The 19261-nt window shown below is 71.9% G+C and carries 13 protein-coding genes; 7 read left to right on the top strand and 6 right to left on the bottom strand.

Annotation, left to right across the window (positions count from 1 at the left end; translation table 11 throughout):
• Positions 1-62 precede the first annotated feature (62 nt).
• Positions 63-1043 (top strand): hypothetical protein, encoded by a 981-nt coding sequence (locus AB0C27_RS01455; protein WP_357836068.1) that lies wholly within the window; start codon positions 63-65, stop codon positions 1041-1043.
• A 93-nt stretch (positions 1044-1136) separates the two neighbouring features.
• On the opposite strand, the gene AB0C27_RS01450 is transcribed toward AB0C27_RS01455, so the two are convergent.
• The 4 genes from AB0C27_RS01450 to AB0C27_RS01435 all read right to left on the bottom strand — a co-directional run bounded on the left by AB0C27_RS01450 (position 1137) and on the right by AB0C27_RS01435 (position 6970).
• Positions 1137-1448 (bottom strand): EthD family reductase, encoded by a 312-nt coding sequence (locus tag AB0C27_RS01450; RefSeq protein WP_357836065.1) that lies wholly within the window; start codon positions 1446-1448, stop codon positions 1137-1139.
• A 111-nt stretch (positions 1449-1559) separates the two neighbouring features.
• Entirely contained in the window at positions 1560-2948 is a 1389-nt protein-coding gene (locus AB0C27_RS01445; protein WP_357836063.1) for an SLC13 family permease, read from the bottom strand.
• A gap of 27 nt (positions 2949-2975) precedes the next feature.
• The gene (locus AB0C27_RS01440; RefSeq protein ID WP_357836060.1) at positions 2976-5834 is read right to left on the bottom strand and encodes an FAD-linked oxidase C-terminal domain-containing protein; all 2859 of its coding nucleotides are present in this window, start codon (positions 5832-5834) and stop codon (positions 2976-2978) included.
• Positions 5831-6970 (bottom strand): aminotransferase class V-fold PLP-dependent enzyme, encoded by a 1140-nt coding sequence (locus tag AB0C27_RS01435; RefSeq protein WP_357836057.1) that lies wholly within the window; start codon positions 6968-6970, stop codon positions 5831-5833. Before AB0C27_RS01435 ends, AB0C27_RS01440 begins: the two co-directional genes overlap by 4 nt.
• An 88-nt stretch (positions 6971-7058) precedes the next feature.
• Between AB0C27_RS01435 and AB0C27_RS01430 the strand changes: the two genes are divergently transcribed.
• Positions 7059-7775 (top strand): IclR family transcriptional regulator, encoded by a 717-nt coding sequence (locus AB0C27_RS01430; RefSeq protein WP_357836054.1) that lies wholly within the window; start codon positions 7059-7061, stop codon positions 7773-7775.
• Here AB0C27_RS01430 and AB0C27_RS01425 read toward each other — a convergent pair.
• Positions 7767-8369 carry a hypothetical protein gene (locus tag AB0C27_RS01425; protein ID WP_357836051.1) on the bottom strand — a complete coding sequence of 201 codons (603 nt, stop codon included), beginning with the start codon at positions 8367-8369 and terminating at the stop codon, positions 7767-7769. The two genes, AB0C27_RS01430 and AB0C27_RS01425, sit on opposite strands and share 9 nt — an antisense overlap.
• 250 nt (positions 8370-8619) lie before the next feature.
• Here AB0C27_RS01425 and AB0C27_RS01420 point away from each other — a divergent pair, with 250 nt between their 5' ends.
• Positions 8620-9951, top strand: a complete 1332-nt coding sequence (locus AB0C27_RS01420; RefSeq protein WP_357836048.1) for an MFS transporter — start codon at positions 8620-8622, stop codon at positions 9949-9951.
• Between the two features lie 64 nt (positions 9952-10015).
• Here the strand turns inward: AB0C27_RS01420 and AB0C27_RS01415 are convergent, their stop codons facing one another.
• The gene (locus tag AB0C27_RS01415; RefSeq protein WP_357836045.1) at positions 10016-10897 is read right to left on the bottom strand and encodes an alpha/beta hydrolase; all 882 of its coding nucleotides are present in this window, start codon (positions 10895-10897) and stop codon (positions 10016-10018) included.
• Between the two features lie 264 nt (positions 10898-11161).
• Here AB0C27_RS01415 and AB0C27_RS01410 point away from each other — a divergent pair, with 264 nt between their 5' ends.
• From AB0C27_RS01410 to AB0C27_RS01395, 4 genes are all read left to right on the top strand, one after another.
• The gene (locus AB0C27_RS01410; protein WP_357836042.1) at positions 11162-14620 is read left to right on the top strand and encodes a BTAD domain-containing putative transcriptional regulator; all 3459 of its coding nucleotides are present in this window, start codon (positions 11162-11164) and stop codon (positions 14618-14620) included.
• A 411-nt stretch (positions 14621-15031) separates the two neighbouring features.
• Complete coding sequence (locus AB0C27_RS01405) at positions 15032-17395, top strand: glycoside hydrolase family 3 N-terminal domain-containing protein (protein WP_357836039.1); 2364 nt, start codon at positions 15032-15034, stop codon at positions 17393-17395.
• Complete coding sequence (locus AB0C27_RS01400; protein WP_357836036.1) at positions 17392-18378, top strand: ABC transporter permease subunit; 987 nt, start codon at positions 17392-17394, stop codon at positions 18376-18378. The genes AB0C27_RS01405 and AB0C27_RS01400 overlap by 4 nt, the downstream gene beginning before the upstream one ends.
• A complete protein-coding gene (locus AB0C27_RS01395; protein WP_357836033.1) occupies positions 18375-19253 on the top strand; it encodes a carbohydrate ABC transporter permease in 879 nt (292 codons plus the stop codon). The genes AB0C27_RS01400 and AB0C27_RS01395 overlap by 4 nt, the downstream gene beginning before the upstream one ends.
• The last annotated feature ends 8 nt before the right edge of the window (positions 19254-19261 follow it).

The raw sequence follows: 19261 nt of genomic DNA, 5'->3' as shown, positions 1-19261 counted from the left end.
GGGCGGTGCCGGACGGTGATGAACGCTTGACGGGAAGCGTCCGGCCGGTTAAACGACAAGCTATGACGACGGTAACGACGCGGCTCCGCAACGCAATGTCCAACCTCGACCTCGGCATCGTGCTGCTCGTGGCCGCCGCCGTCAGCATCCTCGATCTGCTGGAGGTGTTCGAGGACGGTCAGTCCGACAAGCTGATCCTGCCGGTCCTGGCGCTGCTCGCGTACGTGTGGATCAGGGACAGGAACCGGCAGGCCCGGGTCGCCGAGCAGATCGCCGCGGTGACGCGGGCGACCGACGGCATGTGGAAACTGCTGTCCAGCGGCGATTCCGTCAAGTCGCTGAACGGGGCGGCCATCACCCGGTTACTGGCCGAGGCGCGTAAGGACAGCGATCTGTGGCTGTTCAAGGGTGGCACCGGAACCTACATCCGGGGGGTCACCCTGCCGGAATGCGTGGAGCGCGCGAAATCCACGCGGCGGCGGATGCGGTTTCTGCTCGAATTGCTCGACCCGACGAATGAGACGTTGTGCGCGGCGTACACGCAGCTGCACCAGAGTTTGTCGTCCGACGGGGCCGAGGAGAAAGGCTGGACGCCGCTCGACACCCGGAAGGACGTCTATTCCACCATTCTGGCGGCCTGCTGGTACCAGCAGCGCAACAGCCGGCTGCTGGACCTGAAGATCGGGCTCGCCGACACCTTCTCGCTGTTCCGCTGCGACCTCACCTCGACCCACCTCGTGATCACCCAGCGCGGCCCCGAGTTCCCCGGGCTGGCGATCCCGCGCGACAGCGACCACTACCACCCGTGGAACGTCGAACTGGAGAACAGCCTCGACCAGACCCGGCTGCTGGAGCTGGGCCGGGCGCCGCGGCTCAGCGCCCAGCCCACGGTGGCGGAGACGCGGGAGCTGTTCGTGGCGCTGGGCATCGCGCTGGCGGAGGAGTTCTCGGACTCCGACGTGAAGGCGATCGCCCGCGGCGCGCTCAGCCGCGTCGACCCCTACAAGGGGCGGGTGCCGATACCCGCCCCCTCGATCAACTGAGTTCGCGGGGCCGCCGGTCTCCCGGCCCGCGTCAGACCATCGCCCCCGCGGGCCGGGGGGAACCCCGGGTGAACCCGGGTGAGCATCGTGGCGTCAGACCACCACGCCGGCGGGGCCCGTGAGCATCGTGGCGCCCGCCCCGGCGAAGTTCGCCAGGTCGGCGACGGCCGCCTTGCCCTCCTCTCCGGCCATGGCCGCGCCGAACGCCGCCTCGTCGTCGAAGGTCAGCACCGCGACCAGGTGGTAGGCGGGCGGCTGGTCGCCCGCCGCGGCGGGACGCGTGACCGTGTACGAGCGCAGCCCCGGCAGCCGGGCCGCCAGCGGGGCGTGCGTCTCGTCGTAGTGCTTGTCGAAGGCTTCGGCGCTCTCGGGGTGGTTGTAGAGAACGATGAGCTGAAATGCCACGGTCTGCCTCCACGATCGGGTTGTGCCTACGATGAAACCTCCCCCGGAGCCCACGCGATAGGCCCTTCTCCCGGAGCCTGGGCCTGCCCACCTCCCGGGCGAACCCGCGAGTCAGCCCAGCCAGCCGGGCGCGACCAGGACGGCCCAGGCGGCCACCGGGCCGACCAGGACGACCACGGCGCCGTAGGCCAGGAGCTTGCGGTAGAAGTCGTCCCTCTCCATACCCCTGACGTTGGCCACCAGCAGCGCCCCCGTGGTCGAGAACGGGCTGACGTCCACGATGGCCGACGACACCGACAGCGCCGCGATCATCGCGATCGGCCCCAGGCTGCCCTGCGACAGTAGCGGCACGGCCAGCGGCACCAGCGCGCCGAGGATGCCCACGGTCGAGGCGAAGGCCGACACGACGCCGCCGACGTAGCAGATGAGCAGCGCGACCAGCAGCGGGATGCCGATCGCGGCCACCGCCGAGCCGACGTAGTCCACGGTGCCGATCTCCTGCAGCACGCCCACGTACGTGACGACGCCGCAGATCAGCAGCACGGTCGGCCAGGCCACCCGCTCGACGGCGCCCTTGTTCGTCTTGGGGGAGGTGAGCGAGAGGATGACGGCGACGGTGACGGCGGTCAGGCCGACGTCCAGCTTGAACGCCAGCACGGCCACGCAGAGGCCGACGATGCCGGTCAGCGTGAGCGCCTGGTGCGGGGTGAGCCGCAGCCCGCCGCCGGTCGCGGTGTCCTGGGTCGTGGCGGTGCCCACCCCGCCACCGCCGGAGGTGCTTTCCGAGCCGGCTACGGACGAAGTGCTCCCGGACGGGGCAGGCCCGGACGAAGCAGGCCCGGACGGAGCGGCCGGGGCGGGGGTGGTGCCGGGCAGGGATTCGAGGGAGCCGCGCCGCAGCAGGTCCCGGCCGCCGAAGACGAAGAAGACGATCGCCGCGGCCGCGGTGTTGAAGGCGAAGCTGGACAGGAACAGCACCAGGTTGTTCCCGGGCAGGTTCGCCTCGTCGGTGACGCCGTTCACGATCCCGCCGAGCACACTGATCGGCGAGAACGCCCCCGCCTGCGTCCCGTGCGCGACCATGAGCCCGATCAGCATCGGATGGATCCGGTAGTCGGCCGCGAACCCGAACGCGATCGGCGCCAGGATCGCCGCCACGGCGGGCGCCGGCGCCCCCACGGCCGTGAGCAGCGCGGAGATGACGAAGACGACGGGCGGGATGGCCGCCAGCCGCCCCCGTACGAGATGCACCGCGGCCCGTACGAGCCAGTCCACGGTGCCGTTGTTGGTGGCGATGGCGAACAGGAGCGTCACCCCGACGAGGATCACGAAGAGGCTGCCGGGGAAGGCGTCGAGGATCTGGTCGGTCTCCATGCCGGCGGCCAGCGTGCCGACCAGGAAGGCGCCGACGAGGGCCAGTGCTCCCAGGTTCACGGGGAAGAGGGTGGCCACGACGAACATGACGATGAGGGCGAGAATGGACAGGAGCTCTGCGGACACTGCGTACTCCGATCTCCCCCGAACGTGTTATGGCAGCCCGGCCGCCCGATGGATCAGCTCGACCGGGTGAACAGCGGTGCGGGACGCGCCGTGAGCGATCTGCTGGCGGCACGAGACCCCCGTGGCCGCGAGCAGGGTGTCGGGTGAGGACGCGGCGATCGCCGGAAAGAGCCGGAGACCGCCGATCTTCATGGACAGGTCGTAGTGCTCGGCCTCGAAGCCGAACGATCCGGCCATTCCGCAGCAGCCGGCGTCGATCTCCGTCACCTCCGCTCCCGGGATCCTGGACAGCAGCGCGTGCGTGGCGGTGGTGCCGGTGACGGCCTTCTCGTGGCAGTGGCCGTGCAGCAGGATCCGGCGATCCTTGAGCGCGTCCCCGAGCACGAGCGAGCCGTCGTCGATGGCCTCCACCAGCAGTTCGGGGACGAGCCTGGCCCTGGCCGCGACCGCGGCCACCCGGGGGTCGCCGGGGAGCAGGGCGGCGTACTCGTCCTTGAGGGTGAGCAGGCAGGACGGTTCGAGGCCGACGACGGGGGCGTCGGAGCCGGCCAGGCGGCCGACCAGGTTGGCGGCCATCGTCCGTGCCTGGTCGAGCAGGCCCTTGGAGATGCTGGAGCGCCCACAGCAGCCCCTGGACTCCAGGCGCACCCGGTAGCCCGCGCGTTCCAGCAGCTCGACGGCGGCGCGGCCGACGGCGGGCTCGGTGAAGGTGGTGAAGGAGTCGGCCAGCAGGATGACCTCGCGCGTTCCCGCCAGCTCGGGGCGGCGGTCGGAAAGGCGGTCGGGGTGGCGTTCGGGGCGGCGGGCGAACCAGCGCAGCAGGTTGTCACGCCGGAATCGGGGCAGCGGGCGCGGGCTCAGCCGGAGCGGGCCGCGTACGGTGCCGGCCAGCCAGTTCGACAGCGGCGCGGTGGCCGAGCCGAGCCGGTTGAGCGTCCTGATCGCGCCGAAGGCCCGCGAGCGCAGCGGCACGCCGTGCTCCTGCTGGTACTGGTGCAGGAACTCGCTCTTCATCGCGGCCATGTCCACCCCGAGCGGGCACTCCGACTGGCACGCCTTGCACTCCAGGCAGAGGTCGAGGATGCCGTGCAGCCGCTCGCCGCCCAGCTCCCGCTTCGGATCGGGCGACGAGAGCGCCTTGACCAGGGCGTTGGCGCGGCCGCGGGTGGAGTGCTCCTCTTCGCGGGTGGCCATGTACGACGGGCACATGACGCCGGTGTCGTCCTTGCGGCACACGCCGATGTTCATGCACCGGTCGGCCGCCGCGTGCATGCCTCCCGGGCCGAAGGACAGCGTGGTGGCCAGGGGCTTCGGCTCGGGCCTGGCGAGGTCGCGCAGGTGGTCGGTCATCGGCGGCGCGTCCACGATCTTGCCGGGATTGAGCCGGCCGTGCGGGTCGAAGATCTGCTTGACCTGCCGCATCGCCTCGTAGATCGGGTCGCCGAACAGCCGCCGGTTGAACTCGGAGCGGGCCAGCCCGTCGCCGTGCTCGCTGGAGTTGACGCCGCCGTGCCTGGCGGCCAGCTCGGCGACCTCCTCGGCCACCGCCCGCATCGTCTCGACCCCGCCGGGCGCGCGCAGGTCCACGAACGGCCGGATGTGCAGGCAGCCGACCGAGCAGTGACCGTAGAAGCCGGCGCTCAGCCCGTGCCGGTCGAGGATCCGGGCGAACTCCTCCACGTACGGCACCAGCCGCTCGGGCGGCACGGCCGTGTCCTCCACGAACGCGAGCGGCCTGCGGCTGCCCACACTGGAGGCCATCAGCAGGCCGAGCCCCGCCTTACGCACCTTGAGCACCGCCGACTGCTCCCGCGCGGTGACGGCCTTGAGCGTGTGGTAGCCGTGGCCGTTCGCCTTCCAGGTGGCGGCGAGCTTGCCGACCCGGTCGGCCACCTCGGCCGGCCCGTCGCCGAAGAACTCCACGAACAGCAGCGCCTGCGGCTCGCCCTCCAGGATGTCGCCCAGGCCCGCGTAGTCCACCCGCTGCCTGGACAGGTCGAGGATGGCCTTGTCCAGCAGCTCGACCGAGGCGGCGCCGAAGGACAGGGCGTCGGCGGTGGCGGCGATGGCGGCCGGGGTCGAGGTGAAGTGGCCGACCGCGATGGCCTTGGCCCTGGGCAGCTCCACCAGGTCCACGGTGGCCTCGGTGACCACGGCCAGGGTGCCTTCCGAGCCGACCATCAGCCTGGTCAGGTCGCCGCCGGCGGCGGCGTCGAGGCGGTAGCCGCCCGAGTGCCGCCAGAAACGCGGGAAGCCCGACAGGTCGAGCCCGTCCAGCACCTCGGCGACCGCGGTGGTCAGCCGGGCGTCGGTGGCCAGGTCGGGGGTGGTGGCGTCGGCGAGCACGACCCGCAGCTCACGCACGTGGTCGATGGTGGAGCCGTACAGGACGGAGTGGCTGCCGGCGGAGTTGTTGCCGATCATCCCGCCGATCGTGGCCCGGTTGCTGGTGGAGGTGTCGGGGCCGAACATCAGCCCGTGCTTGCGGGCGGCCCGGTTGAGCTGGTCCTGGACGACGCCGGGCTGCACCCGGGCGGTGCGGCCGTCGATCTCCAGGATGCGGTTCATGTGCCGGGAGAAGTCCACGATCACGGCCGCGCCCACGGTCTGCCCGGCCAGGCTGGTGCCCGCCCCGCGCGGCAGAATGGGCACGCCCAGCTCGCCGCAGGCCGCGACCAGGGCCTGCACGTCGTCGGCGTGGCGGGGGAAGGCGACGGCCAGCGGCTCGATGGCGTACATGCTGGCGTCGGAGGAGTAGAGATGCCTGGTGTAGGGGTCGTCCCTGACGTCGCCGGACAGGATCGGGGCCAGCTCGCGGGCCAGGCTGCCGGCCGGGCGCGCCGGGTCCGCCGAACGCCCCAGCCCTGCCGGACGCCCCAGGCTCATCGGCCGCCCTCCAGGTGAGCCAGCGCCGCCCTGACGCCGCCCTCCTTGATCGGCACTCCCGCCTCGCGCAGCCCCATCTCGACCCCGCTCAGCGTGCCGGCCAGCATGAGGTCGTTGAAGTGGCCGAGATGCCCGATCCTGAAGACGCGCCCGGCCAGCCGGCCGAGGCCCGTCCCGAGCGACATGTCGTAGCGCTCCAGGATCAGCCGCCTGACCGCGTCGGCGTCGTGGCCGTCGGGCATCAGTACGGCGGTCAGCGAGCTGGAGTGTTCGCGCTCGTCGGCGCAGAGCACCTCCAGCCCCCAGCCGCGCACGGCCAGCCTGGTCGCCTCGGCGTGCCGGTCGTGCCGGGCGAACACCGCCGCCAGGCCCTCCTCCTCCAGCATGACGAGCGCCTCGCGCAGCCCGTACAGGAGATTGGTGGGCGGCGTGTACGGGAAGAAGCCCTGCCGGTTGGACGCGATGATCGGATCCCAGTCCCAGTACGAGCGCGGCAGCCGGCCCCGGCGCGCCAGCGCCTTCTCGCTGACCGCGTTGAAGCCGATCCCCGGCGGCAGCATCAGCCCCTTCTGCGAGCAGCCGACGGTCACGTCCACGCCCCACTCGTCGTGGCGGTAGTCCATCGAGCCCAGCGACGAGATCGTGTCCACCAGCAGCAGCGCGTCGTGACCGGCCCGGTCGAGGGCGTCGCGGATCTCGGGGACGCGGCTGCGTACCCCGGTCGAGGTCTCGTTGTGCACCACCATCACGGCGGCCACGTCGGGGGTGAGGCGCTCGGCCAGCGCGGCGGGGTCGGCGCCGTGACGCCAGTCGCCCGGCACCAGGTCCACGACCAGGCCCAGCCGGGCGGCCATCTCGCACCACAGTGAGGAGAAGTGCCCGGTCTCGAACGCCAGCACCTTCTCACCCGGCGACAGCGTGTTGACCAGCGCCGCCTCCCAGGCGCCCGTACCGGAGGAGGGATAGACCACGACGGGGCCGCTCGTCGCGAACACGCCCTTCAGCCGCTCCAGCAGCTCGTTCGCCAGGAGGGCGAAGGCGGGCCCCCGATGGTCGATGGTGGGCTGGGCGATGGCGCGCAGCACCCGGTCGGGAACGTTCGTCGGCCCGGGGATCTGCAGGAAGTGCCGGCCCACTGGTTTTCCACCTTCCGTGCCATCACACGGCACAGTGTGCCGCCGTGCGGTTCATTAACATTAAAATCAGCCCGTAGAGGAGTCAATGATGCAGAACGTGATCAACGCCCTCCGGGTGCTCGAAGAGGTCGCCGCGCGCCAGCCGATCGGGGTTGGCGAGCTGGCCAGAGGGCTCGGCCTGCCCAAGAGCACGGTGCAGCGCTCGCTGAAGACGCTCAACGAGGCCGGCTGGATCAGGCCCGCGGGCGGCGAGGTCACGCGCTGGCAGGTCACCAGCAAGGCGCTGCAGATCGCGCGTACGACCGAGCTGGGGCTGCGCGACGCGGCCATGCCGGTCATGGAGGAGCTGCGCCAGCGTACCGGCGAGACGATCCACCTCATGGTGCCCGAGGGCGACGCGGTCGTGCTGATCGAACGGCTGGAGACCGACAAGCCGCTGCGCATCGTGCTGCCGCTCGGCATCAGGCTGCCCCTGCACGCCTCGGCCAACGGCAAGGCCGTCCTGGCCCACCTGCACCGCCCGGCCGGCGCGTTGCTCGGCTACACCGGCACCACGATCACCGACCCCGACGCGCTGCGGGCCGAGCTGGACGCGGTGCTCGCGCGGGGCTACGCCGACAACCGGGGCGAGTGGCGCTCCGACATCGCCGCCGTCGCCTCCGCCGTGCTCGGCCCCGACGGGCCGGTCGCCAGCCTCAGCGTCTCCACCCCGGCCAGCCGCATGCCGGAGGCGCTGCGCGCCGAATACGGCAAACTCGTCACCCAGGCGGCCAGAACGCTGACCGACTCACTCGGCTTACGGTGAGGGCGGGGCGGTGGCCGGGGTCGTCGGGGACGGCTGGGCCGGCGGGGCGGCCGGCAGATCGGCGAAGTGACCGGTCCGGGTCTTGACCGGCACCATCATCCGCACCGGCTCGGCCTCCCTGAACGTGAACGTCATCGGCACCGTCCCCGCCCGCACGCCGCTGACCGTGCCGAGCGGCTGGTTGCCGGTCCCGACCGCCTGGTTCGGCGGCAGCGCGAGCGGCCCGGCGAGCTGCACCGAGCCGCCTCCCTCGACCGTGATCCGTTCGAGCTGGTCGGGCTGCCCGGCCTCGTTGATCAGCACCCCGAACAGGGCCTCCGGTGGCGCGGACGCGTCCTGACCGGCGCCGCGCAGCAGGAAGACGTTACGCAGGCGCAGGCTGTCGCCCACGTCGGCGTTGGCCCCGTCGTTCTGCGGAATCCGGTTGGCGTCGTCCAGCTCCGCCTTCGCGCAGCCGGTGGCCGCCAGGGCCACGACGAGCAGAGCGGAGACGACGGGACGCGGGAGGGGACGCGGGAGGGGACGCGGGACCGGGCGCGGGACGGGACGCGAGACGGGACGCGGGCTGGAACACGGGATGGAACGCGGACGCATCGCTAGGTCCTCCTCAAGCGGCAGAGCCCTCCCGCTACCCCCGGACACCCCCTGCAACCAGGCACGACCCGCATCGCCCGCGAGCGCACGCGTACCGCCGATCCCGTCGCGATCCCGTCGCGATCCGGTCGCGAATGCGTCGCGCGCGGGCGCGCGCGTGGCGCCGATTCGCGATCACTTCGCCTCGTGACCGTCGGTGATCCTTGATGTACCGTCACCGTTAACGCGCGACCTACCCCAGGAGCGGTAGATGGTTGACCAGCAAGGACTCGACGCGACAGGTCAGCAGAACAGACGGCAACTGGTCCGGGCGGTGATCGCCTCCGCCGTGGGGACCTCGATCGAATGGTACGACTTCTTCCTCTACGGCTTCGCCGCCAGCACCATCTTCGCGGAGCTGTTCTTCCCCACAAGCGACCCCACGACGGGCCTGCTGCTCGCCCTCGGCACCTATTTCGGCGGCTTCGCCGCCCGGCCCATCGGCGCGGCGATCTTCGGCCACTACGGCGACCGCATCGGCCGCAAGGCCACCCTCATCATCACCCTCCTGAGCATGGGCATCGCCACCGCCCTCGTGGGCCTGGTGCCCACGTACGAGCAGATCGGCATCTGGGGCGGCATCCTGCTCACCGTCCTGCGCCTGCTCCAGGGCATCAGCGTCGGCGGCGAGTGGGGCGGCTCGGTGCTGCTCGCCACCGAATGGGGCAAGTCGCGCGGCGGCAAGCGCGGCTTCCTCGGCAGCTGGCCGCAGTTCGGCGTGCCCGTCGGGCTCGTGCTCGGCTACCTGGCGCTGCAGGTGTTCCAGCCGATCGACCCCTACTGGGGCTGGCGCATCCCGTTCCTGCTCAGCATCCTGATGGCGGCCGTCGGCCTCTACATCAGGCTCGGCATCCTGGAGACGCCCGTCTTCGCCAAGCTCGTCGCCGAGAAGAAGGTCGAGCGGGTGCCCGTGCGGCAGGTGCTGGCCAAGAACTGGCGCGAGATCGTGCTCAGCGCGCTGCTGCGCACCGGTCAGCAGGCGCCGTTCTACATCTTCACCGTCTTCATCCTCACGTACGCCACCAAGACGCTGGGCTTCGAGGCCAGCGACGTCTACACGTACGTCATCGTGGCCGGCCTCGTCTCCCTGGTCACGGTGCCGTTCTGGGGCTACATCTCCGACCTGGTGGGCCGCAGGCGGCTCTACATCATCGGCGCCGCGCTCATGGTGGTGTGGTCGTTCATCTACTGGCCGCTGCTCGACACCCGTGTCCCGTCGCTGGTCTTCCTGGCCATCGTGCTGGCCGCGCCCATCCACGACATCCAGTACGGGCCGCAGGCCACGTTCATCGCCGAGAGTTTCACCGGGCGGCTGCGCTACAGCGGCGCCTCGCTCGGCTACCAGCTCGCCTCGCTCACGGCCGGCGGGCCCGCGCCGCTGATCGCGGTCTGGCTGTACGCGACGTACCAGAGTTCGTTCGCCATCGCGGTCTACATGGCGATCTGCTCGGTGATCAGCATTGTGGCGGCGTTCGCGCTGAAGGATCGTTCGCAGCAGGACTATGCCGTCGAATACGACGAGGTGAAGCCCACGACCGGCTAGCGGTGCGGCCTGCGCGCGACCGCTTCCGGCCGCGCGCAGGCCTTCAGCTCCAACAATCGGACATTCACCGTGCGAGCAGGCTCCGCAGGGCGGCGATCACCTCGGCCGGGGCCTCCTCGGCCATGAAGTGACCGCAGCCGACCGTACGGTGCTCCAGGTCGGACGCCCAGGCCCGCCACCGTTCGGCGGCGTCGAACCCGAGCGCCGACCCCCAGTCCTGCTGCAGCACCGTCACCGGCATGCCCAGCCTCCTGCCCGCCCGCCGGTCCTCCTCGTCGTGCTCGACGTCGATGGTCGCCGTGGCCCGGTAGTCGGCCACGATCGACGGCACCGCCTCCCGGGACGCCTTCAGGTACGCCGCGCGCACGTCCGCCGGGATCGCGTCCGGGTCCTTGACCCACAGGTCGAGGAAGTGCCCGAAGAACGCGTCCGCCTCGGCGGCGATCATCCTCTCGGGCAGGCCCGGGGGTTGCGCCATCAGATACAGGTGGAAGCCGACCGCCGCCGCCCGGCCGTGCATGACGTCCCAGGTGTCCAGGGTGGGCAGGACGTCCAGCGAGGCCAGGTGGGTGACGGCGCCGGGGTGGTCGAGCCCGGCCCTGATGGCGACCAGCGCGCCTCGGTCGTGCCCGGCCAGCGCGAACCGGTCGTATCCGAGCGCCTTGGCCAGGGCGACGACGTCGGCGGCCATGGTGCGCTTGGAGTAAGTGGCCCCGTCCACGTCGGCCGGCGGCTTGTCGCTGTCGCCGTACCCGCGCAGGTCGGGACAGATGACGGTGTGGTCGGCGGCCAGGTCCGCGGCGACGTGCCGCCACATGAGGTGCGTCTGCGGGAAGCCGTGCAGCAGCACGACCGGGCTGCCCGACCCGCCGACCGCGACGTTGAGCGCCACATCGTCGGCCACGGTGACGCGTTTCCCGGCGAACCCCGGAATGGTGAGTGACATGTCGGCTCTCCTCGCCGTCGCGAATTCGTCTCGGTACGCGCCCCACCCTGCCCGCCCCCACTCAGCAGCCAGTCAGCACGAGATCAGCCCGATCCCCCTCGCCTCGGTCTCGACTGATCCCCGCCCGTGCACCGGTGGGCCGTCGTGCGACTCGGCTCGTGCGAGCGCCCGTTCTCGGCCGGTTGCGACCAGTCTCGACGGCTGCCATGCAGTCGGCCGGTGCGTGGTTAGTCGGCTTCAGCTGGGCGGATAGGTTGGACGGCGATGGTGACATTCGGGGTGCTGGGCCCGTTGACGGCCGGTGATGACCGGGGCCCGATCCGGCTCAAGGGGCCGCGGCACCGATCCGTCCTGGCCCGGCTGCTGGTGGCCAGGGGGCGGGTGGTGCCGGTGTCGTGGCTGATCGACGATCTCTGGGCCGTTCCGCCCGCGGGGGCGCTCGGAGCCCTGCAGACCTTCGTCGCCGACCTGCGCAAGGCGCTCGAACCCGACCGCCCGCCCCGCGCCCCCTCCCGCCTCCTGATCACCTCACCTCCCGGCTACGCACTACGCACCGACCCCTCCGATGTGGACGCCCTGCGCTTCGAATCCCTGCTCGCACAGGCCGCCGACCTGCCCGCCGAGCAGGCCCGCGAGTCGCTCGACGTCGCGCTCGGGCTGTGGCGGGGGCCCGCGTACGCCGAGTTCGCCGACCAGGGCTGGGCCGCCGGCGAGGCCGCTCGGCTGTCCGAGCTGCGCCTTCTGGCCGTGGAACGCCGCGCCTCTGCGGCACTGAGCTCGGGCCGGGCGGCCGAGGCGATCCCCGACCTTGAGGCCCATGTGACCGGCCACCCGTTGCGCGAGGACGGCTGGCGGCTGCTGGCGTTGGCGCTGTACCGGACGGGCCGGCAAGGGGATGCGCTGGGGACGTTGCGGCGGGCCAGGAAGGTGCTCCGCGAGGAACTCGGCGTGGACCCGGGGGAGGACCTGCGCCACCTCGAAGCCGATATCCTCGCCCAGTCCCCCCACCTCACGGCCGGTCCGCCCGACCACCACCCGCGCTCGAACAGTGCGCTGGGCTCCGGCGGCCGCCCGTTCGCGGAGCCGGGTGGGGTGGAGTCTCCCGGGGGTCCGTTCGCGGAGGAGGTCGTGGAGCCGGGGCGCGGTGGGCGGCCGTTCGTGGGGCGGGTTGCGGAGCTGGGGGAGTTGGAGCGGGCTGCGGCAGGTGTGGTGGCGGGGCGCTCGGGGCTGGTGCTGGTCTCCGGGGCGGCGGGCGCCGGCAAGACCGCGCTGGTACGGACGCTCGCCCGGCGGCTTGAGGACGGCGGCTGGCACACGGCGTGGGGCGCCAGCCCCGAACTCCCGGGCGCGCCCGCCGCCTGGCCATGGGCTCAGATCCACGCTGACCTGACCGCCACGACCGCCCCGACGGACACCACCCCCACCGCTGCTGCGGAAACGGAAGGGGATCCGCAGGCTGCTCGGTTCAGGCGGCATCGGGCGATCGTCTCCTCCCTCGCCGCCTTCGCCGCCGACCGCCCGCTGCTCCTCGTCCTCGACGACCTGCACTGGGCGGACGAGGAGACCCTGGCCCTGCTCACCATGCTGGCCGCCGACCTCGGCCCCGCTCCGGTGCTCGTCGTGGGCACGTACCGGGCGACCGAGATCTCACCTGGGCTGGCCGAGACGCTGGGACGGGTCGCGCGGGCCGAACCCGTGCGGATCTACCTGGGCGGCCTCACCGAGGGGCAGGTAGCCGAGCTGGTCAGGGCCGTCGCCAGCCGTGAGATGAGCGACGGCGACGCCCGCACGATCCACGCGCGCAGCGGCGGGAACCCGTTCTTCGTCCGGGAGCTCACGAGGGTGTGGGAGAGCGAGGGCGAGCAGGCCCTGCACGCGGTCCCGGCCGGGGTGCGGGACGTCATCCGGCACCGCCTGGCCGCGCTGCCGGACGTCACCCGCACGCATCTGCGCCAGGCCGCCGTGCTCGGCGAGGAGGTCGACCTCGACGTGCTGATCCCGCTGACGGGAGCGGAGGAGGACCGGGTGCTGGACTCGGTGGAGTCCGCCCTGCTCGCGGGCTTCCTGGTCGAGCGGGACGCCGACCGGTCGCGGTTCGCGCACGCCCTGGTGCGCGAGGCGCTGTACGAGGACGTCCCGCACGCCCGCCGCGCCCGCTGGCACGCCACGGCCGCCGGGATCGTCGAACGCCTGCGTCCCGGCGACGTGGAGACCATCGTCCACCACTGCCTGCGCGCCCAGGGCCGGGCCGGCGCCGCCCGTACGGCCCGCTACGCCCGTGCGGCGGCCGAGCGCGCCGAACGCAGGTCGGCCCCGCACGAGGCGGCCCGCCTGTGGCGCGAGACGCTGGCAGCTCTGGAGCAGGTCCCACTGGTTCGGGGCGTTCGTGGTGGTGACGCGCAGGCCGTTCCAGGCGGTCGTGGCGGTGATGCCTGGACGGACGATGGTGTCGGGGACGGGGGTGTGTCGGAGCGGCTGGTGGCCGTGATGGGGCTGGGGCGGGCGCTGGCGGTGAGCGGGGAACTGCAGGAGTCGCGGCGTTACCGGGCCGAGGCGGTCGGGGCGGCGGAGGCGATCGGGGATCCGGTGCTGACCGCGAAGGTCATCGGGTCGTTCGACGTGCCCGCCATCTGGACCGCCAACGACGACCCGGCCCTGTCCGCGCGGCTCGTCGACGCCGCCGAGCGCACGCTGGCCGCCCTGCCTCCCGGGCACGAGAGCGAGCGGGCCCGGCTGCTCGTCACCGTCGCGATGGAACGGCGCGCCGACCCCGGGCAGCGCGGAGTGCGGGCGGCGCGCGAGGCCGAGGAGATCGCGCGGAGGTCGGACGATCGCACCCTGCTCGCCTACGCGCTGAACGGCCGCTACATGCAGAGCTTCCACCGGGCGGGGCTCGCGCCTGAGCGCGCCGCGATCGGCTCCGCGCTGCTCCGGCTGTCCGCCGGTGACGACGGGATGGTGCCGTTCGAGGTGCTGGGGCGGCTGGTCCTGCTCCAGGCCAGTGCCGCGCTCGCCGACCTGGAGGCGGCCGATCGGCACGCTGAGGCCGCCGACCGGCTCGCCGAGCGTCATGACCTGCCGCTGGTGGGGGTCTTCACCACCTGGTACGCCGCCCTCCGCCTCGCCGTGGAAGGGCGTACGGACGAGGCACGCACCGCCTACCGCACGGCCGCCGCCCGCCTCGGCGGCACCGGCATGCCCGGCGTGGAGGACGGCATCCTGCCGCTCGCCCTCCTCTGCCTGGAAGTGGCGGACGGGGTGCGGTTCTGGCCGGGGGAGGGGCCGGCCGGGGCGGGGTTCCGGAGGGGTGAAGGGCCGGCCGGGGTGGTGGAGCTGGCCGGGGCCGATTGGGGGCCGTACGAGAGGTGGGCCAGGCCGTTGATCCTGCTCGCCCAGGGGCGTCGCGAGGAGGCGTCCGAGGCTGCCCGCGCGGTGCCCGACTCGCCGTCCGACCTGCTGCTGGAGGCGCGGACCTGCCTGCACGCCGTGGCCGTGCTGGCCACCGCCGAGCGGCCGCTCGACCCCGACGGGCGCCTCCTGCTCGAACGGCTCCGCGAACGACTGCTGCCGGCCGAAGGGGAGCTGGCCGGCGCGGGCAGCGGGCTGGTCACCCTGGGCCCCGTGGCCCTGTACCTCGGCCACCTGGCCGCGGCTCTCGGCCGGCCAGACGAGGCCGCCGGACATTTCCGGGCTGCCGGACATTTCCGGAAGGCGACTTCCTAGCTCCCATAGCCTGAGCGGCCCCCACGGGCTGGGCTCCATCCGCGACCGGATCCCGTCCGTGGTCTGGCGGCTTCCCCGGTCGCCTCGCCCCCGCAACCGGACGGCTCCCGAGGCCGCATCGCCTCCGTGGCCGGATCGTTCCCGTGAGTGAGAACGGCGCGTCCCGCGGTTCCGAAAGTTTCGGGCAAGTTTACGTTGATCGCGCGCCCCGACCCGCCGTGAGCTGCGGTTGGACTGAAACGAACCAACCTGTAACACAGCAGGTTGGCGGCACTCTTGACACACCCTGACTAGCCCTTTATGTTGCCGCAATATTAAATGGATTTACCTGAAAACTTTCGGCGTCACCCCCGCGCAAACACCACCCGCTCCCGCCGCGGACAGGCGCCGTCGTTCGGCCGAAGGGATGGCATGAGGGGCCAGATACCGATCGACGCGAGCTCGACCTCAGGCGAGAGCGAACGGTGGCGGGACACGCGCCTGTCACCCGCGGAGCGGGCCGGAGCGCTCGTTCCGCTCATGACTCTTGAGGAGAAGGTCGCCCAGCTCGTCGGGGTGTGGGTCGGCGCCGACGCATCGGGGGGCGGCGTCGCCCCGCACCAGACCGACATGGGCGGCGGCCCCGAGTGGGACGACGCGATCAGGCAGGGGCTCGGCCAGCTGACCAGGCCCTTCGGAACCGCGCCTGTCGATCCGGTGGCGGGTGCCAGGTCGCTGGCGGCCTCGCAGGCCGAGATCGTCGCGGCCAGCAGGTTCGGCATCCCGGCCCAGGTGCACGAGGAGTGCCTGACGGGCTTCGCGGCCTGGCGGGCGACGGTGTATCCGGCGCCGCTGAGCTGGGGCGCCTCGTTCGACCCCGACCTGCTGGAGGAGGTGGCGGGCCGGATCGGCCGGTCGATGCGGGCCGCGGGCGTGCACCAGGGCCTGGCCCCGGTGGTGGACGTGACCAGGGACTACCGCTGGGGCCGCACCGAGGAGACGATCGGTGAGGACCCGTACCTGGTGGGCCTGCTCGGCGCCGCCTACGTGCGCGGCCTGGAGAGCGCCGGGGTGGTGGCCACGCTCAAGCACTTCGCCGGCTACTCCGCCTCCCGAGGGGGTCGCAACCTGGCCCCCGTCCCGATGGGCCGCAGGGAGCTGGCCGACGTCGTGCTGCCGCCGTTCGAGATGGCGCTGCGCCTGGGCGGGGCCCGGTCGGTCATGCACTCCTACACCGAGATCGACGGCGTTCCCGTGGCGGCCGACGAGAGCCTGCTCACGGGGCTGCTGCGGGACGAATGGGGCTTCGACGGCACGGTGGTCGCCGACTACTTCGCGATCCGGTTCCTGGAGCGCCTGCACCGGGTCGCCGCCGACGCGGGGCAGGCGGCGGGGCTGGCGCTGCGGGCCGGGATCGACGTCGAGCTGCCCACGGTGGACACCTTCGGCGCGCCGCTCGTCGAGGCGGTCAAGGCGGGGACGGTGGACGAGGCGCTGATCGACCGCGCCCTGCTCCGCGTGCTGACGCAGAAGGCTGAGCTCGGCCTGCTCGACGCGGGCTGGCAGCCGCTGCCCGGGCCCGCCGAGCAGGTCAGGCTGGACGACGAGGAGAGCAGGGAGCTCGCCCTGCGCCTGGCCCGCGAGGCGATCGTCGTCGTCCGCAACACCGGGCAGGTCCTGCCGCTGGCCCCCGGCCGCCGGGTGGCGCTGGTGGGCCCGGTCGCCGACGACCCCATGGCGATGCTGGGCTGCTACGCCTTCCCCGCGCACGTCGGCCCGCACTCCGAGCACGGTCTGGGCCTGGACCTGCCGTCCCTGCGCGAGGCGCTCGGCGGGCTGGTCCCCGGCCTGGCGTACGCGCCGGGCTGCGGCATCACCGGTGACGACACCTCCGGCATCGCCGCGGCGGCCGAGCTGGCCGCGGCGAGCGACGTGTGCGTGGTGGCCGTCGGCGACCGCGCCGGGCTGTTCGGGCGCGGCACGTCCGGCGAGGGCTGCGACGCCACCGACCTGCGCCTGCCGGGCGTGCAGGCGGAGCTGGTCCGGGCCGTGCTGGCGACCGGCACGCCGGTGGTGCTGGTGCTGCTGGCCGGACGCCCGTACGCGCTGGGCCAGGAGCTGGAGGCGGCCGCGGCCGTCGTGTACGGCTTCTTCCCCGGCCAGCGCGGCGGCCAAGCACTGGCCGAGGTGCTGACCGGCGCGGTGAACCCGTCGGGCCGCCTGCCCGTCAGCGTCCCGCGCGACGCCGGTGGCCTGCCTTCGACGTACCTGTCGCCGCCGCTCGGCCTGCGCACCCAGGTGTCGTCCGTGGACCCGACGCCCGCGTACCCGTTCGGGCACGGCCTGAGCTACACCACCTTCGAGTGGAGCGGCGCCCGCGTCGCGGGCGAATCGGCGGAGTGGCCGGTGGACGGCGAGGTGAGCGTCGAGGTCACGGTAAGCAACACCGGTGCGCGCGGCGGTGCGGAGGTCGTCCAGCTCTACCTGCACGACCCGGTGGCGCAGACGACCAGGCCCGTCGTCCGGCTGATCGGCTTCGCCCGGGTCCCGCTGGAGGCGGGGGAGAGCGCGCGGGTGAGCTTCACCGTCCCCGCCGACGTCACCTCGTTCACCGGCACGCGCGGCCGGCGCATCGTCGAGCCGGGCGACGTCGAGCTGCGCCTCGGCCGCTCCAGCGCGGCGTTCGAGGCGAGCCTGCCGCTGCGCCTGACCGGCGCCGAGCGCGAGGTCGGCCACCTGCGGCAACTGCGAGTGCCGGCGCACATCGACCGCGACTCACCGGAGGGCCGAGGATGACCACACCCAAGACGCTGGACGCGGCCAGGCCGGTGCCGCGCGAGGAGAGACCGGCGCCGCGCCGGCGCAGGCGCAGGCCCGCCGGCTCGTGGCGGGCCGCCTTCCGCCGCGACTGGCAGCTCTACTCGCTGGCGATCCTGCCGCTGCTGTTCTTCTTGATCTTCCGGTACGCCCCGATGATCGGGAACGTCATCGCCTTCAGGAAGTTCGAGCCGGGCGGCAGCATCTTCGGCGAGGAATGGGTGGGCCTGCGCTACGTGAAGCTGTTCCTGAACGACCCGACGTTCTGGAACGTGTTCACCAACACCCTGGTGCTCGGCGCGCTGACCCTGATCTTCTGCTTCCCGCTGCCGATCATCCTGGCCCTGCTGCTGAACGAGGTCAGGCGGCGCACGCTGAAGCGGTTCCTGCAGTCGGTGTCGTACCTGCCGCACTTCCTGTCGATGGTGATCGTGGCCGGCCTCGTCATGCAGATGACCTCGCTGGACGGGCCGATCAACGCGTTCCTCGACTTCGTGGGCAGCGAGAAGATCTCGTTCATGCAGGACCCGGGCTGGTTCCGGACGATCTACGTCAGCTCCGAGGTCTGGCAGACGGTCGGCTGGGGCACGATCCTCTACCTGGCGGCGCTGACGACCATCGACGACCAGCTCTACGAGGCGGCCAGGATCGACGGCGCCGGCCGCTGGCGGCAGATCTGGCACGTGACGCTGCCGGGCATCCGGCCGACGGCGGTCACGCTGCTGATCCTCAACATCGGCACGTTCATGGCGGTGGGCTTCGAGAAGGTCCTGCTGCTGTACAACCCCCTGACGTATCCGACCGCCGACGTGATCTCCACCTACCTGTACCGGATGGGCCTGGAGTCCAGCAACTTCAGCTACGCGGCGGCCATCGGCCTGTTCGAGGCGCTGGTCGGGCTGGTCCTGATCCTCTCGGCCAACGTGATCTCCCGCCGCACAGTTGGGACGAGCCTGTGGTGACAACGCACGAGCTGACCCGGGGCTACCGCGTCTTCCAGTGGTTCAACGGCCTCATCCTGACCGGCGTCGTGGTGGTGACGCTCTATCCGTTCGTCAACATCCTGGCCCGCTCGTTCAGCAGCCAGAGCGCCATCAGCGCGGGCGAGGTGAACCTCATCCCCAAGGGGTTCAACCTGACGACGTACCGGATCGTGGCGTCGGACCCGACGTTCTGGACGAACTACCGCAACACGGTGGTCTACACGGTCGTCGCGACGTTCATCGCGATCGTGATGACGACCTCGTACGCGTACGTGCTCTCCAAGAAGCACCTCAAAGGCCGCAAGGCGCTCATCGGCATCGCGGTTTTCACCATGTTCTTCACCGGCGGCCTGATCCCGAACTACGTGCTGATCACCGGTCTCGGCATGAAGAACTCGATCTGGGCCATCGTGCTGCCCAACGCCATCAGCGTCTTCAACCTCCTGGTGATGAAGGCGTTCTTCGAGAGCCTGCCGCAGGACCTGGAGGAGGCGGCGGCGATCGACGGCCTCAACACCTACGGCATCCTCTGGAAGATCGTGCTGCCGCTGTCGAAGGCGGTGCTCGCCACGATGATCCTCTTCTACGCGGTCTCGTTCTGGAACTCCTGGTTCCAGGCGTTCCTCTACATGAACGAGGCGGACCTGTTCCCGGTGACCGTCTACCTGCGCAACCTCATCGCCGGCGCCACCGGCTCCGACTCCTACGGCGCCGCGGCGACCGAGGTGACGCAGGCGGCCGCCAACATCCAGGCGGTGACGATCGTCCTGACCGTCCTGCCCATCCTCGTGGTCTATCCGTTCGTCCAGCGTTACTTCGTCTCCGGCGTCATGCTCGGCGCGGTCAAGGGCTGACCTCCCTC

The organism is Nonomuraea sp. NPDC048882 (genome assembly GCF_040649755.1).
Taxonomy (GTDB): domain Bacteria; phylum Actinomycetota; class Actinomycetes; order Streptosporangiales; family Streptosporangiaceae; genus Nonomuraea; species Nonomuraea maheshkhaliensis.
The sequence above is the reverse complement of the archived record's forward strand: the minus strand, read 5'-3'. Positions and strand labels throughout refer to the sequence as shown.

Coding starts and splice junctions, on each gene's coding strand:
- AB0C27_RS01420 (WP_357836048.1), top strand. CDS start 8,620: ATGGTTGACCAGCAAGGACTCGACGCGACAGGTCAGCAGAACAGACGG.
- AB0C27_RS01425 (WP_357836051.1), bottom strand. CDS start 8,369: ATGCGTCCGCGTTCCATCCCGTGTTCCAGCCCGCGTCCCGTCTCGCGT.
- AB0C27_RS01410 (WP_357836042.1), top strand. CDS start 11,162: ATGGTGACATTCGGGGTGCTGGGCCCGTTGACGGCCGGTGATGACCGG.
- AB0C27_RS01415 (WP_357836045.1), bottom strand. CDS start 10,897: ATGTCACTCACCATTCCGGGGTTCGCCGGGAAACGCGTCACCGTGGCC.
- AB0C27_RS01430 (WP_357836054.1), top strand. CDS start 7,059: ATGCAGAACGTGATCAACGCCCTCCGGGTGCTCGAAGAGGTCGCCGCG.
- AB0C27_RS01400 (WP_357836036.1), top strand. CDS start 17,392: ATGACCACACCCAAGACGCTGGACGCGGCCAGGCCGGTGCCGCGCGAG.
- AB0C27_RS01455 (WP_357836068.1), top strand. CDS start 63: ATGACGACGGTAACGACGCGGCTCCGCAACGCAATGTCCAACCTCGAC.
- AB0C27_RS01440 (WP_357836060.1), bottom strand. CDS start 5,834: ATGAGCCTGGGGCGTCCGGCAGGGCTGGGGCGTTCGGCGGACCCGGCG.
- AB0C27_RS01405 (WP_357836039.1), top strand. CDS start 15,032: ATGAGGGGCCAGATACCGATCGACGCGAGCTCGACCTCAGGCGAGAGC.